Origin of the sequence: Ralstonia sp. ASV6 (assembly GCF_016429285.1) — a bacterium.
GTDB classification, from domain to species: Bacteria; Pseudomonadota; Gammaproteobacteria; order Burkholderiales; family Burkholderiaceae; genus Ralstonia; species Ralstonia flaminis.
Map to the genome: position 1 here is coordinate 1 of NZ_JAELUI010000139.1, position 14413 is coordinate 14413.

The 14413-nt window shown below is 64.3% G+C and carries 12 protein-coding genes, 1 pseudogene and 1 riboswitch; of the genes and pseudogenes, 7 read left to right on the forward strand and 6 right to left on the reverse strand.

The window, feature by feature from the left end; translation table 11 throughout:
• Both JHD73_RS22145 and JHD73_RS22150 read right to left on the reverse strand, forming a co-directional pair.
• On the reverse strand, positions 1 to 825 hold an 825-nt coding region (locus JHD73_RS22145; RefSeq protein WP_199032344.1), incomplete at its 3' end, for a HEAT repeat domain-containing protein.
• 7 nt (positions 826 to 832) lie between these two features.
• Positions 833 to 1255, reverse strand: a complete 423-nt coding sequence (locus JHD73_RS22150; protein WP_199032345.1) for a hypothetical protein — start codon at positions 1253 to 1255, stop codon at positions 833 to 835.
• Between the two features lie 166 nt (positions 1256 to 1421).
• A riboswitch (glycine riboswitch) is annotated at positions 1422 to 1516 on the forward strand.
• Between the two features lie 145 nt (positions 1517 to 1661).
• Between JHD73_RS22150 and JHD73_RS22155 the strand changes: the two genes are divergently transcribed.
• Entirely contained in the window at positions 1662 to 2915 is a 1254-nt protein-coding gene (locus tag JHD73_RS22155; protein ID WP_199032346.1) for a D-amino acid dehydrogenase, read from the forward strand.
• Positions 2916 to 3256: 341 nt separating this feature from the next.
• Here the strand turns inward: JHD73_RS22155 and JHD73_RS22160 are convergent, their stop codons facing one another.
• Complete coding sequence (locus tag JHD73_RS22160; protein ID WP_199032347.1) at positions 3257 to 4321, reverse strand: porin; 1065 nt, start codon at positions 4319 to 4321, stop codon at positions 3257 to 3259.
• 146 nt (positions 4322 to 4467) lie between these two features.
• Positions 4468 to 5353: pseudogene (locus JHD73_RS22165) on the reverse strand (sugar phosphate isomerase/epimerase family protein); the annotation flags it as partial.
• Positions 5354 to 5432: 79 nt separating this feature from the next.
• Between JHD73_RS22165 and JHD73_RS22170 the strand changes: the two are divergent.
• From JHD73_RS22170 to JHD73_RS22190, 5 genes are all read left to right on the forward strand, one after another.
• The gene (locus tag JHD73_RS22170; RefSeq protein ID WP_199032348.1) at positions 5433 to 6200 is read left to right on the forward strand and encodes an IclR family transcriptional regulator C-terminal domain-containing protein; all 768 of its coding nucleotides are present in this window, start codon (positions 5433 to 5435) and stop codon (positions 6198 to 6200) included.
• A 223-nt stretch (positions 6201 to 6423) separates the two neighbouring features.
• Positions 6424 to 7809: an MFS transporter gene (locus tag JHD73_RS22175; protein WP_199032349.1), complete on the forward strand. Its 1386-nt coding sequence runs from the start codon at positions 6424 to 6426 to the stop codon at positions 7807 to 7809.
• A gap of 18 nt (positions 7810 to 7827) precedes the next feature.
• Complete coding sequence (locus JHD73_RS22180) at positions 7828 to 8661, forward strand: shikimate dehydrogenase (RefSeq protein WP_199032350.1); 834 nt, start codon at positions 7828 to 7830, stop codon at positions 8659 to 8661.
• 23 nt (positions 8662 to 8684) lie between these two features.
• The gene (locus JHD73_RS22185) at positions 8685 to 9875 is read left to right on the forward strand and encodes an MFS transporter (protein WP_199032351.1); all 1191 of its coding nucleotides are present in this window, start codon (positions 8685 to 8687) and stop codon (positions 9873 to 9875) included.
• An 80-nt stretch (positions 9876 to 9955) separates the two neighbouring features.
• Entirely contained in the window at positions 9956 to 11029 is a 1074-nt protein-coding gene (locus JHD73_RS22190; protein ID WP_199032352.1) for a 4-hydroxyphenylpyruvate dioxygenase family protein, read from the forward strand.
• A 68-nt stretch (positions 11030 to 11097) separates the two neighbouring features.
• Here the strand turns inward: JHD73_RS22190 and ggt are convergent, their stop codons facing one another.
• Positions 11098 to 12834: a gamma-glutamyltransferase gene (gene ggt / locus JHD73_RS22195; RefSeq protein ID WP_199032353.1), complete on the reverse strand. Its 1737-nt coding sequence runs from the start codon at positions 12832 to 12834 to the stop codon at positions 11098 to 11100.
• Between the two features lie 148 nt (positions 12835 to 12982).
• Positions 12983 to 13459, reverse strand: a complete 477-nt coding sequence (locus tag JHD73_RS22200) for an Lrp/AsnC family transcriptional regulator (protein WP_199032354.1) — start codon at positions 13457 to 13459, stop codon at positions 12983 to 12985.
• A gap of 110 nt (positions 13460 to 13569) precedes the next feature.
• Here JHD73_RS22200 and JHD73_RS22205 point away from each other — a divergent pair.
• A partial coding sequence (locus JHD73_RS22205) for an aminotransferase class I/II-fold pyridoxal phosphate-dependent enzyme (RefSeq protein WP_199032355.1) occupies positions 13570 to 14413 on the forward strand: 844 nt, incomplete at its 3' end.

A 14413-nucleotide genomic window follows, 5' to 3' on the forward strand; every position in this document is an offset into this window, starting at 1 on the left:
AGGCTCAGGGTCGTTGGCGACTGCCAGCAAGGCAGGCAGCACTTGCGGTGGCCCGAAGCGCAGGCCTTGGGCCGCCTGCCGGCGGACTTCCGGCACGGGGTCGGACAACGCGGCCAACAGCAGGTCGCGCAGCGTGGTGTCTTCTCTGTCGAGGCATTCGCACAGCGCATCCAACGCGGCGGCGCGCACGCTGCCGTCAAGGTCTGCCGTTGCGGCAAACAGATCCGCCATCGCATTGGCGGTATCGCATCTGGCGAGTGCCCGGATTGTCCAGATGCGCACGTCGACGTCGGTATCCAGATGCAGCCGTGCGCGCAATGCGGCAACCACAGGCGCGGATGACCACCGCCCCAGCACCTGCACCGCCTCGCGGCGCACCTCGGCGCTCAGGTCCTTGAGGGCTTGGAGACATGCGGGCAGGTGCGCCTGCGCGACTGCCTCCGACTGCATGCCCAGGGCGTGCACGGCAGCGGCGCGGACGTCGGCTTCGGTGTCGTGCGTCAGTGCATGCAGCACAGCGGACTCGGCTTGCGGATGCTGCCTCAGGTCGTAATCTGCCAGCGCATGGATGGCGCTCGCGCGGAAGTAGGCATCGGTGTCGCGCGTGGTGGACACCAACGCAGGAACAAACGCATCGTCAACGCCCAGATCGGTGAGGCTGACGTTGGCACCGCGCCGCATGTCCGGTGCTTGCTGCCTGAGCGTGACGATGAGCGCTTCGATCTCAACGCCGCTGCGCGCATGAGCATCATTGATTGTGAGCGCCGATTCTCTGCGACCACCCAGCGCGGCTTTGATACGCGCGATCCACCGTGTCAAACGCATACGCAACTCAACGGTTTGCAAGCCGCGAAGCCTTGAGCGACAACGCCCACGCTACCGTACCCACAACGGCACCAAGCAAAAACGGATACGACCACAGATTCCCCGAGCCCCACTTGAGGAATGACCACGCCAGGCCCACCGTTGCCAAGACCAGGCTCCACTGCGCAGATCGCCCCATCATGTGCCGGACCACACCGCTGTAGAGCAGCAGGCACGCCAGCAACGAAACCAGCGCCGTCAGCAGCGACATCGCGCCCATGCGCACCATGTCCCAGTAGGCCGATGCGTACGTCGCGGTAAAGCCGGCCTGCAGCAGCGTTGCAATGGCAAGCGGTCCGCGCGTCGAATCGGTGCTCTGCTGTGTTGGTGTCGATTCCATCATCCCCTCGGCTGTCTTGGTGTTCTTGCGGGCGTTTCCACGTCGACCCACGGGCGAAAATGCGACGCCCAGATCGCCTGGGGGCGCAGCATAGCATTCAGCCAGTGAGCAGCCTCCGCAATCGTCCGGCTTGCCGAACGTCACAACCCGTGACACACTCTAGCCCGCTGCCTTCACCGGCAGCACGCAGGCGCGGCGGGCGCAACACGCACCGCTGCAACACGCCGCAGGAGAGACCGGGTTGCAACGATGCCCGGCGCCGATGGAGCAACCACCCCGGAAACTCTCAGGCAAAAGGACTGTGGCGTCGACTGCGAATCTGGAGAGAGGCATGCACGCGCGTGCCCACCGAAGGGGAAGGCGCCAGCACTGCTGACGCCCAAGCTCTCAGGTCCCGAGACAGATGGGGTGAGCCGGCCGGATCGTCCGGTCATACCACCACTCCATAGGGACCGCCATGACGCACATCGTCATCGTCGGCGCCGGTATTTCCGGCGTCACCACCGCTTACACGCTCTCGCAACTCGGCTATCAGGTCACAGTGCTCGACCGGCATCTGTATCCGGCCATGGAAACCTCGTTCGCCAACGGCGGACAGCTTTCCGCCAGCAATGCCGAGGTCTGGAACAGCACCGGCACGCTGCTCAAAGGCATCAAATGGATGCTGCGCAACGATGCGCCGCTACTGCTCAACCCGAAGCCTTCATGGCACAAGTACTCGTGGATCGGCGAGTTCGTGGCGAGCATCGCCCATTACCGCCGCAACACCATCGAAACCACGCGCATGGCCATCGAGGCGCGCAAGCACCTGTTTGCAATGGCCGAGCGTGAGCAGATCGACTTCGACCTGCAGCGGCGCGGCATCCTGCACGTCTATCACGACAAGGCGAGCTTTACTGCCGCCGGCAAGGCCAACGCCCTGCTCGTTGCCGGTGGGCTTGAACGCCATGCCGTGAGCCCCGAAGACATCGCCACCATCGAGCCCACGCTGCGTGGCAACTACTACGGCGGCTACTTCACGGAGTCAGACGCCACCGGCGACATCCACAAGTTCACGCGCGGCCTCGCGCAGGCCTGCGAGAAACGCGGTGTGCGCTTCATGCAGGGCGTGGATGTGCGCGACGTGGAAACCACTGAACGCGGTGTGCGATTGCTGCTGCAGAGCACACTCGATGATCGCCTCTCCACCAGCGAGGCCAACGTCGTGCAGGAGATTGCCGCCGATGCGCTGGTCGTCTGCGCCGGTGTCGGCAGCCGGCATGTCGCGCAGATGGTCGGCGACCGCATCAACGTGTATCCGGTCAAGGGCTACTCGATCACCGTGCATCTGGACGACGAGGCCAGCGTACAGGGCGCACCGTGGGTCAGTCTGCTGGATGAGAGCGCAAAGATCGTCACCAGCCGCCTGGGCGCGGGACGTTTCCGCGTGGCCGGCACGGCGGAGTTCAACGGCTACAACCGCGACATCCGCGCCGACCGCATCGAACCGCTGGTGGCCTGGACGCGCCGCAACTTTGCGATCGGCACCTCGCGCGTGGTGCCCTGGGCCGGCTTGCGCCCGATGATGCCGGACATGATGCCGCGCGTCGGACGCGGGCGGCATGCGCGCGTGTTCTACAACACGGGCCACGGGCACCTTGGCTGGACGCTCTCTGGCGCCACGGCCGCGATGATCGGTGACGTGATCGCGCGCGATTGCCCGTTGCACTGATCGCACGACCTGCACTTCCCGCAAGCCTCTGTTCCCGAACTACGGTAGCGGCAGCGGCGGTGGATCGGGTGGCACGCCAACACTGGGTGCGAGATGGTCGCCTCCCAAGATCCACACCGCGGGCATGACCAATTACCCACTAGGGCACGAAGTCTGGCGCCAAGTGAAGGTTGCAAGGCGAGGTGCAGAGCGCCGACGGCATGGGGGTCAAGTTTTGGTGCCGCGTGCCCACTGACCGGCCATCTCAGCAAGCGGTCGGACATTGTGAGGCAGACCGTGCAGCGAAGTCTCCGCATGCGCGGTCTCGACAATGCCGTGACCATCAGGTCAACAGGTATGACTCAGAACTTGTGGCGCACACCCAGCATCACGCCCAACCGTGAGTTGTTGCCGTAGGTATTGCCCGAGTTGTTGAACGCGGCCGCACTATTCAGCGCAATCCAGGCACCTTGCAGGCGCGTGTAGTCCACTTCCGCATACACGTCGGTGCGCTTACTGAAGGCATAGTCGAGCATGCCGGCGGTGGTCAGGCGCTTGCCGCTGGCATCAAGATGCCGCATCCAGTCGTACTGCACCGTGCCGATCAAGCTCAACGCGCCGCCCAGGGGCACCTTCGCGCCCACATAGGCCGCCTGGTTCTTGTAGTCGGCCACATCCAGCCGGTTGTTCGTGTAGCCCAGGTACCAGGTGGCAATCGATGTATCGAGCCGGCCGCCAACGCCCCAGACCGTCTGCTTGCTGGCAAGCGCCGCCGGTACGGCGCCAAAGAATGCCGAAGACACATCGCGCGTGACCTGGTACACCGCGCCCACTTCGGCCGACCCCATGCTGTACACGATCGAGCCCGCGCCGGCCGAACTCTTGCTGAAACTGCCTGCGGCCTCGCCGAAGGTCCACGCGCCAGCCAACTGCAAGCCACCGAACGACTTGATGTACTTGACTGTGTTGTCATAGCGCAGACCGGTGTAGTTGCCGCCCTGATAGCCGACGATGGAGTTGTTGGCAAACGCCATCGCTTCATACGAAGACAGGATCTCGTGCGCCAGCGTGTACTGGCGGCCGAGGTAAAGCTTGCCGTAGTCGCCTTCCAGGCCGACTACCGCAGTGCGCCCAAACAGCCGACCGCCCTGCTGGCTGCCGCCGGTATCGGGAAAGAACCCCGACTCCAGGATGAACATGGCCTTGGTGCCGCCGCCCAGATCCTCCGTGCCGCGCAAACCCCAGCGGCTACCCGTCAGCACGCCGTCCATCATCTGCAGATTGCTGTTGCCCGCCGCATTTTCATGCGTGCTGTAGCGGATGGTGGTGTCGATCAGCCCGTACAGCGTGACACCGCCTGCCGTTTGTGCCGCTGCTGGCAGGCTCGTGGCTCCGAGCACCAGTGCGGCAATCATTGTCTTGTTCATGGCTCCCCTGTCTCCTTTTTTGGTGTGATGGGTGTGAAAGTGCGAGAGCTGCCCGCGCAGCCTCGGGTGCTACGTTGAATCGGTGCGTGGTGGTTGAGCTCGGGCGGTTAGCGGCCGGCCGCTGAAAGGCCCTTGCCGCAGACAATCGACTCCAGCCAGATCAGTGATCGCATGCCGTCCTGCGCTGTCAGCCGTGCTGGAGTGGAAAGGAAGGTGTCATTGAAGATTTCCAACGACAGTGGGCCCGCATAGCCCGCAGCGAGCAGATCGCGCGCGAAGCCCGTGACAGGCAGATCGCCCTGCCCCGGAAAGTTGCGGTGGTGCCGGCTCAAGGACAGTACATCCATCGTCAACCTTGGCGCGTCGGCAAACTGCACGAAGAAGAGCTTGTCCGCCGGAACGGCGCCAATGCCATCGAGCGTGTCGCCCAGCGACAGTGTGTGGAAGCTGTCGAGAATCAGCCCGAGCGCCGGGTGATCCGCCTGCTTCACGATCTGCCAGGCCTGGCGCCAATACCGGGTATGCCGCCCCCAGGCGAGCGCCTCGAAGCCCACGCGCAGCCCGCGTTGCGCGGCGGCCTCTGCCATCAGGCGAAGGTCATCCGCTGCGCGGGCGGGGTCGTCAATGGTGATGTCTTGCACGTTGCTGCACACCAGCACTGTCTCGGCACCCAACTCAGCCATCACGTCGAACTTGTGCTCGGCGCGCGCCAGATTGTGGGCAAGCAGCTCACGCGGCATCGCCTCGAAATCGCGAAACGGCTGGTACAGCATGATCGCCAGCCCAAGGTCCGTAGCCATCTGCCGCACGCGCGCCGGCGAGCCGTCGTAGTTCAGCAGGTCGTTCTCGAAGATCTCGATGCCGTCAAACCCGGCAGCGGCGGCCGCTTCGAGCTTTTCCGGCAGCGTGCCGGACAGGCATACGGTGGCGATGCATTTGGTGTGACGCGCTTGGAGCAGAGCGGGGCGAGGCGAATTCATGGCGATGCGATGGTCAGACAATGCCCGCAGCGTAGGTGGGCACCCCGCACATTCACAAGCGTCATTCGCGCAACAGCGTGCGATGATCGTACAATCGTGCGCACATATCGCTCTTTTTTAGGGTTATCGCCATGAAGAAAGAACCGCTTGATCGGCGCGACTGGATTGCTGGGCTGGAGAAAGGGCTCGCCATCCTGGAGGCGTTTGACCACGACCACCCACGCCTGACGCCCACGCAGGCGGCAGAGTTGACTGGCCTGACGCGCACGGCCGCGCGCCGCTACCTGCTAACCCTGGAGCACCTCGGCTACACCACCAGCGAAGGCACGCTCTTCAGCCTGACGCCGCGCGTGCTGAAGGTGGGCTGGTCGTACTTCGACTCGGCCCGCTTGCCGCGTACGGTGCAGCCCTTCCTGCAGCAGGTGACGGCGGCCGTTGGCGAGGTGGCCTACCTCAGCGTGCTGGACGAATGGGAACTGGTGTTCATCTCACGCACCAGCACCAGCCGCGTCATGAGCACGGGCTTCGTGCTGGGGGCGCGTGTACCGGCGCCGCTCGCATCAGCCGGGGTGATGATGCTGGCCGCGCTGCCCGAGCAGAAGGTCCAGGCGTGGCTGGAAACCTGTGTGCTGACGCCCTACACGCCGTACACGATCCTGCAGCGCGAACGCCTGCTGGACGAAATCCGCAAGGCCAACCGGCAGGATTACGCGGTGGTCGAGCAGCAGTTGCAGATCGGCGTACGCGGCGTGGCGGTACCGCTGCGTGATCGCCACGGCAACGTGATTGCCGCGCTGAGCGTGAACATGCAGATCGGGGAGGAAACCACGGAGCACGCTTCGCAGCGCGTGCTGCGGGTGCTGCAGGACACCGCGCTGTCGATCATGCGGGTTTTGTAACCGCCCGCGCACCTTTCACCCGACGCACCTCGCCTTTCTGGGGCACCGCTCGAACCCGGAGAAACCCTCGTGTCGCGCGTTATTCGCACAATATCGTTCGATCATCGATCATTTTCAGCCGCCGCTCGCTTGTGTCCTGCTGCTGCGCCGGACTACGCTGCGGTGCGTGTACAGACGGCTTTTCATCGCACGACAGGCCGCACAGATATCACTGGAGACAACCATGACCGCAGCCCCCGCCCACGAGCCCCTGGGCAAGCACCAGTCGAAGAAAGCCGCCGCCAGCGGCTGGATCGGCTCGGCGCTCGAGTACTACGACTTCTTCATCTACGCCACCGCGGCGGCGCTGATCTTCCCGCAGATCTTCTTTCCCAAGGGCGATTCCAAGACAGCCATCATTGCCTCGCTGGCCACCTATGGCGTGGGTTACGTGGCGCGGCCGATCGGCGCATTCGTACTGGGGCATCTTGGCGATACCCATGGGCGCAAGAACGTGCTGCTCTGGTGCATGTTCCTGATGGGCTTCTCGACCATCGGCGTCGGCCTGCTGCCGACGTACGAGCAGGTGGGCCTGCTGGCGCCCGCATTGTTGGTCATCATGCGGCTGATTCAGGGTTTTGCCGTGGCAGGCGAAATTTCCGGTGCGAGTTCGATGATCCTGGAGCACGCCCCCTTTGGCCGGCGCGGTTTCTTTGCCAGCTTCACGCTACAAGGTGTGCAGGCGGGCCAAGTGCTGGCGGCCGCCGTGTTCCTGCCGCTGGCGCATTACATGCCTGCTGAACAGTTCAACGCATGGGGCTGGCGCATTCCGTTCCTGTTGAGCTTCGTGGTCATCATCGCGGGCTACATCATCCGCCGCGAGGTACACGAGACCCCCGCCTTTACCGCTGAACAGCAACAACAGGGCCGCGCCCGCTCGCCCGTTCTCGATGCTTTCAAGTACAACACGCCCGACATGCTGCGCGTGGTCTGCATGGCGCTGATGAACGTGATTCCGGTGGTGGCCACCATCTTTGGCGCCGCCTATGCGGTGCAGCCGGCGTATGGCATCGGCTTTGCCAAGGACGTGTATCTGTGGATTCCGGTGGTAGGCAACATCGTGGCGGTGCTGGTGATTCCGTATGTGGGTGACCTGTCCGATCGCATCGGCCGCAAGCCACCCATCATCATCGGCTCCCTGCTCGCTGGTCTGCTGGCGTTTGGCTATCTGTATGCCATCAGCATCAAGAACGTGCCGCTCGCGTTTGGCATGTCGGTCCTGATGTGGGGTGTGGTCTACCAGGGGTACAACGCGGTCTACCCGAGCTTCTACCCGGAGCTGTTTCCCACGCGCACCCGTGTGTCGGCGATGGCGATTTCGCAAAACATCGGTACCGCCATCACTGCCATGCTGCCGGCCCTCTTCACGGCCGTGGCGCCGCCGGGTGCCGACAACATCTGGCTGACGGTTGGCGCCATCGCCTTTGGCGTGACGGTGATTGCCGCCGTGGCCGCCATGAGCGCCCGCGAAACCTATCGCATTCACATGGACGACCTGGGCCAGCCGGCCGCACAGCCCGTCGACAAGGCCGAATATGCCCGCCAGCGGGCTGGAGCCCTGGCCGCCTGAAACACCACCTCTTGAATCATGATTTCCGGAAAAACCACCCTCATTGCCCATATCGGCTACCCGACCGAGACGTTCAAGTCGCCGATGATCTACAACCCCTGGTTCGAGCAGAAAGGCATCGATGCCGTTGTGGTGCCGATGGGGGTCAAGGCAGAGGACTACACCCAGAGCTTCGCGTCGATCTTCCGCTTTACCAACCTGCGCGGTGCGCTGATCACCATGCCGCACAAGGTGACCACGGTGGATCTGGTCGACGAGGTCACGCCGGCCGTACGCATTGCCGGCGCGTGCAACGCCGTCCTCAAGCGCGAAGACGGCACGTTGCTGGGCGACCAGTTCGACGGTGCCGGCTTTGTGCGCGGCGTGCTGCGCAAGGGGCGGCAGCTTGCCGGGGCGCGTGTGCTGCTCTCCGGTGCAGGGGGGGTTGGCTCCGCTATCGCCGCTTCATTGGCGGCAGCTGGTGTGGGGGAACTGGCGTTGTATGACACGCGTGCGCAATCGGCTGAATCGCTGGCCCAGCGCTTGCGGGAGCACTACCCGGCGCTGGTGGTGCGCACCGGCTCGAACGACCCGGACGGCTTCGATGTGGTCGTCAACGCTACGCCGGTCGGTATGAAGGAAGACGACCCCCTGCCCTTCGACATTGCGCGCATCGCGCCCAGTTGCTTTGTCGGCGAGGTGGTCATGAAATCGGAATACACCCCGCTGCTGCGTGCCGCCCGCGACAAGGGCTGCGAAGTACAGGTGGGCACGGACATGCTGTTCGAGATGATTCCCGCCTACCTGGAATTCTTCGGCTTTGGCTCCGCCACCGCAGACGAACTGCGGCGCAGTGCCGCCATTGCGTACTGAACGCCGGGCACTGCCCAACACCCATGCCCCGTTGCACGCTGAGCTTTGCCCTGTTGTTACCGCTGTTGCTGTCTGCACAGCCGGTGGCCACTGATAGTTACCTCCCCGCACTGCCCGCGATTGCCAAGGCGCTGGGCTCGGCAAGCACGAGCCTCACGGTCTTCGCACTGGCGTTTGGCATTGGACAGCTGCCGATGGGCAGCCTGGCCGATCGGTTTGGCCGCCGGCAGGTCCTGCTGATCGGGCTGGCGTGCTACGCCCTTGCGGCGCTGGCAGGAGCCCTGTCGATCACGGCACCGATGCTGACGGCAGCGCGTGCCATGCAGGGTTTCGCCATGGCGGCGATCCTGGTGTGCGCGCGTGCGGCCGTGCGTGACCTGCATCCGGCGCGCGACGGCCCACATGTGATGGCGCGTGGGCTCACCGGGTTGGGCTTCGTGGCCCTGATGGCGCCCATTCTGGGGGCCTTTGTCGCACAGCACGCCGGCTGGCGCTGGGTGCTCGCCGGCATGAGCCTCTATGCGCTCGTGCTGTGGACGATGTGCTGGTACGGCTTTGCAGAGACCAAGCAAGAGACGCACACCCAGGCGGGCGGCGTGCGCGAGATCTTTGCCAGCGCGGACTTTCGCGTCTGGGGGTTGCTGGCCGCCACGACCTACGCCGGCATCTTCTGCTTCCTGCTGCTCTCGCCGATGGTCTACATCGCTTACCTCGGCCTGTCGCCCGAGCTGTATGGCTGGATACCGGCCGGCGGCTCGCTCGTCTATATCGTGAGCACGACCATTTGCCGGCGCCTGCTGCGTCACCAGAGCCTCGTGCGAACCGTGCAGCAAGGCGCAGCGCTCAGCCTATGCGGCGCCGGCATCCAGGGACTGGGCTGCTGGCTACTCCCCGGGCAGGCATGGCCGCTGCTGCTTGGGCACGGCGTCTACTGCATGGGCCACGGCATTCACCAGCCCTGCGGCCAAGCCGGAGCGGTGGGCGAACTGCCGCATCTTGCGGGGCGTGCGGTGTCATGGTCGGGCTTCATCATGATGCTGGCCGCCTTCTGCCTGGGGCAAACGGCTGCCGCCTTCGACAATCCATCGCACAGCCTTGGCGCTTGGCCCATGGTCGTACCAATGATGATTGCCGGCACGGTGCTGGCGTCGATTGCCTTCCTCTGGCTACCAAGGCTGCCGAGTCCATCTCATCTGCAAAGGGTTGCTGCATAGCCGCGGGTGGGTGTGCATTGCCACACGCGTGGTACACAATGCGGGGTTCTCACGCTTTGCTCAGCTACAGGAGTTCACACATGGGCCGCAATGCCGACTTGCCGTTCAAGACCGCCGGCCTGGAGTTTGTCGAGTTCGCCACCCAGGAGCCGGCCGCACTGGGGCAGATGTTCCGATCGTTTGGCTTCAAGGCCATCGCACGCCACGTGAGCAAAGACGTGACGCTGTACCGGCAAGGCGACATGAACTTCCTCGTCAACGCAGAGGCCGACTCCTTCGCCTACCGCTGGGCCGAGGAATATGGGGTGGGCATCTGCGCGATCGGCATCCGCGTCGATGATGCACAGCGCGCCTATGACCGTGCCGTCGAACTGGGCGCGTGGCCGGCCGAGGCCGAGCCGATCGGCCCGAGCGAACTGGTCATCCCCGCCATCCAGGGCGTGGGCGATACGCACCTGTACTTTGTTGACCGCTGGCGCGGCAAGCACGGCGCCAAGGGCGGCCTGGGCGACATCTCCATCTACGACATCGACTTCCGGCCGCTGGACCCTGCCACCGCGCATGAGGATTGGCACCATGCCGGCGTTGGGCTGGCGCGGGTCGACCACCTGACGCAAACCGTCGGCGCCGGCCGGCTGCAGGACTGGATCGATTTCTACCGCAACCAGCTGGGCTTTAGCGAAATCCACGAGCTGCACGCCAACTGGCGCGTCGCGCCGGATTCTCGCGTGATGGTGTCGTCGTGCGGCACGATCCGTATTCCGCTCTATGAAGAAGGCACGCACCGCGCCCACCTGATGCACGCCTACCTGCCCGACCACCCCGGCGAAGGCGTGCAACACATTGCACTGGCCACCGACGACATTCTGCGCACGGCAGCCGCGCTGGCGGCCAACGGCCTCACCTTTGTCGAACCACCGCCGCACTATTACGACACCGTCGATGCACGCCTGCCCGGGCATGGCCTGGATCTCAACGCCCTGCGCCAGTACGGCATCCTCATGGATGGCGAGATCGTCGACGGTATGCCCAAGCTGTTCCTGCAGACCTTCGTCAAACGCCACCCTGGCGAGATCTTCTTCGAGATCGTGCAGCGGCGCGGGCACCACGGCTTCGGCGAGGGCAATCTGCCGGTGTTGACCGCAGCGGCCTGACCCGCTTCCGCCCAGCCATGAAAAAAGCCCGCCGAAACTCTGGCGGGCTTTTTTTGGTGCGGAGCTGGTCAGTAACCAGCAGCCAACCCCGTATTGCGACGCGGATCATTCGCGCCATAGAAACGGTTGTTGCCCACCGGCTTACCGTCCAGCGACGGTGCGCCAACGATAATGGCCGCCAGGTGGTTGGCCGGCTGCGGCGCACCCAGGTTGTGGCCCATGTCGGTCAGGATCTTGCGCGTGTCCGCCGACAGTGCGTACGGCTCGACGTTGGTCACGTCCGGCAGCCATTGTTGGTGGAAGCGCGGCATATCCACGGCTTCCTGCACATTCATGCCGTAGTCGATGGCGTTGATCATGGTCAGCATGACGGCCGTGATGATGCGGCTGCCACCCGGCGTGCCCACCACCATGACGGGCTTGCCGTCCTTGGTAACGATGGTCGGGCTCATCGACGACAGCGGACGCTTGCCCGGAGCGATCGAGTTGGCCTCGCCCTGCACCAGGCCGTACAGGTTCGGCACGCCGACCTTGGCGGTGAAGTCGTCCATCTCGTCGTTCAGGATCACGCCCGTCTTGGCAGCCGTGACCTTGGCGCCAAACCAGTCGTTGAGCGTGTACGTGACCGACACGGCATTGCCGTACTTGTCGGCAATCGAGTAGTGCGTCGTGTTGCTGCCCTCGTGCGGTTCGACGCCCGGCTTGATGTCCTTCGACACACCAGCCTTCTTCGGGTCGATCACGGCACGGATCTTGGCCGCGTAGTCCTTGCTCAGCAGACGGTCCAGCGGGTTCTTCACGAAATCCGGGTCGCCCAGGTAGCTGTTGCGGTCCACATAGGCGTGGCGCATGGCTTCGATCTGGTAGTGCGTGGCCTGCGCGGAATGCCAGCCCAATTCCTTGAGCGGATAGCCCTCCAGGATGTTCAGCATTTCGCAGATGATCACGCCGCCCGAGCTCGGGGGCGGTGCCGACACCACGTGGTAGCCGCGGTAATCACACTCGACCGGTGCCAGTTCGCGCGTCTTGTAGCTGGTCAGGTCGGCCTGCGTAATCAGGCCGCCACCGGCCTTGCTCGATGCAGCAATGGCCTCCCCGACCCAGCCCTTGTAGAAGCCGTCGGTGCCCTTGTTGCTGATCTCGCGCAGCGTCTTGGCCAGGTCATGCTGGACCAGCTTCTCACCCACCTGGAAGGGCTGGCCCTTGTTCAGGAAGATCGCGCCCGACGCCGCGTCTTCCTGGAAGTCCTTGGTGGAGGTGTGCAGCATGTCGACGTCGCCCTGGTCGAGGGTGAACCCCTTTTCAGCCAGTGCGATGGACGGTGCGATCAGTGCAGCGCGTTGCATGGTGCCGTACTTCTGGCGGGCGTATTCCATGCCCGACACCGTGCCCGGCACGCCCACGGCCAGATGGCCCTTGGTGGATGCGCCCTTGATGACGTTGCCGTCCTTGTCCAGGTACATGTTGGCGGTGGCCGCCTTCGGAGCGACTTCACGGAAGTCGAGGAAGGTCTTACGGCCATCGGCCAGCTGGATGGTCATGAAACCACCGCCGCCCAGATTGCCGGCAGCGGGATACACCACTGCCAGCGCATAGCCAACTGCCACGGCCGCGTCGACTGCGTTACCGCCGCGCTTGAGCACATCCACGCCCACCATGGTGGCGAGATGCTGGGCAGAGACGACCATCCCGTTTTCTGCGGCAACCGGCGCCACGGAGGCGGCGTATGAGGGCGCGACGGCGGCGATGCTGACCGATGCGATTGCAGCGGCGATCCACCGCATGCCTGTTCTTGGATTCTGCATAGGAGCTCCTTTGGTACCTTCATGGACGCCGGTCGTGCCGGCGTACGTGTTATCGGCGCGCGAACCTTATCAGGCGGCGCGCCCGGGCACTATAGCCTCATCCCCGTATTGACGCATCGTGCCGGCAGTGGGCTAACCCGCGCCAGCATTAGGGCAGCGGCACCTCCAGCCCCACCTTCACGCGGTTCAGCACCACCGCCGTGCGGTACCACTTGATGTTGTCGTTGTCGTCGAACATGCGACGCGCCAGCGCTTCGTATTCCGTCATCGTGGCCACGTTGAGGATGAGTACGAAGTCAGCCTCGCCAGTCACGTAATAGCACTGCTGCACGTCAGGGCCGGACAGCGCTTTCTTGAGTGCAACCATGGCAGCGGTGTTGGTGCGCTCGGCATGCACCTCGACGATCACCGTAATGGGTTTAGCCACGCGCTCCGGGTCCACCACCGCCACGTTCCCGACGATGACGCCCGCCTCTTCCATCCGCTTGATGCGCCGCTGCACGGCGGCGGTCGACAGATTCACCTGCTCACCGATCACACGCAACGGCGTGGTGTAGCACCGTTGCACAGCGTTGAGGATGGCGATGTCGAAGGTGTCGAGTTCGAGCGGTTTCTGCGCGGCCATGACAGGCTCTAGGTGAGAAATTTTTGCATCTGGCCACGCAGAATAGCTGAAATTGCTCTCCGGACGTGACATAGGATTTCGTGGTCATTCGATTGCAAAGGCCCCTTCCCATGCACTGGCATTCACAGCTCGTCAACCCGGAAACGCTGGCCCCGGGCGGCTTTCGCTCGCTGGCGACGCCGGTTTACCGCGGCTCAACTGTGTTGTTCGACAACGCGGCACAGGTGGTGGACGACTGGCGCCACGCCCAGCACGGCTACACCTACGGTCTCTACGGCACGCCCACCGCCATCGAACTTGGTGCGCGGATTGCGCAATTGGAACGTGCCCGCCATAGCTTTATCGTGCCGGGTGGGCAGGCGGCCATCGCCCTCGTCTATCTGGCCTGCTGCAGCGCGGGCAGCCACGCGCTGGTGCCGTTCAATGCCTATGGGCCCAACCGCGCCATGGCGGACGGCCTGCTCAAGCGCATGGGCATCGAGGTGCAAACGTACGATCCGCTCATTGGTGCCGGCATCGCTGGGCTCATCCGCCCGAACACGGCGCTCGTCTGGACCGAAAGCCCCGGCTCGGTCACGATGGAAGTGCAGGACGTACCGGCCATCGTGGCGGCGGCGCACGCGCGCGGCGTGCCGGTTGCGCTCGACAACACGTATACGGCCGGCGTGTATTTCGACGCCTTCGCCCACGGGGTCGACATCAGCATGCAGGCGCTCACCAAGTACGTGGGCGGCCACAGCGACCTGCTCCTCGGCACGGTCTCGGTCAACTCGGAAGCGATGTTCGAGCGTGTGGGCAGTGCATTTGCTGACCTGGGCATGGGTGCATCGCCCGATGACTGCAGCCTGGCGCTGCGTGGCCTGCAAACCCTGGGGCTACGGCTGGAGCGCCTACAAGCCTCCACGCTTGCGGTGGCGCGCTGGCTGCATCTGCAGGACAGCATCGCCACCGTGC

Bases quoted from the DNA above. Each gene is read 5' to 3' on its own strand.
- JHD73_RS22155 (WP_199032346.1), top strand. From the start codon at position 1,662: ATGACGCACATCGTCATCGTCGGCGCCGGTATTTCCGGCGTCACCACC.
- JHD73_RS22160 (WP_199032347.1), bottom strand. From the start codon at position 4,321: ATGAACAAGACAATGATTGCCGCACTGGTGCTCGGAGCCACGAGCCTG.
- JHD73_RS22170 (WP_199032348.1), top strand. From the start codon at position 5,433: ATGAAGAAAGAACCGCTTGATCGGCGCGACTGGATTGCTGGGCTGGAG.
- JHD73_RS22175 (WP_199032349.1), top strand. From the start codon at position 6,424: ATGACCGCAGCCCCCGCCCACGAGCCCCTGGGCAAGCACCAGTCGAAG.
- JHD73_RS22180 (WP_199032350.1), top strand. From the start codon at position 7,828: ATGATTTCCGGAAAAACCACCCTCATTGCCCATATCGGCTACCCGACC.
- JHD73_RS22185 (WP_199032351.1), top strand. From the start codon at position 8,685: ATGCCCCGTTGCACGCTGAGCTTTGCCCTGTTGTTACCGCTGTTGCTG.
- JHD73_RS22190 (WP_199032352.1), top strand. From the start codon at position 9,956: ATGGGCCGCAATGCCGACTTGCCGTTCAAGACCGCCGGCCTGGAGTTT.
- ggt (WP_199032353.1), bottom strand. From the start codon at position 12,834: ATGCAGAATCCAAGAACAGGCATGCGGTGGATCGCCGCTGCAATCGCA.
- JHD73_RS22200 (WP_199032354.1), bottom strand. From the start codon at position 13,459: ATGGCCGCGCAGAAACCGCTCGAACTCGACACCTTCGACATCGCCATC.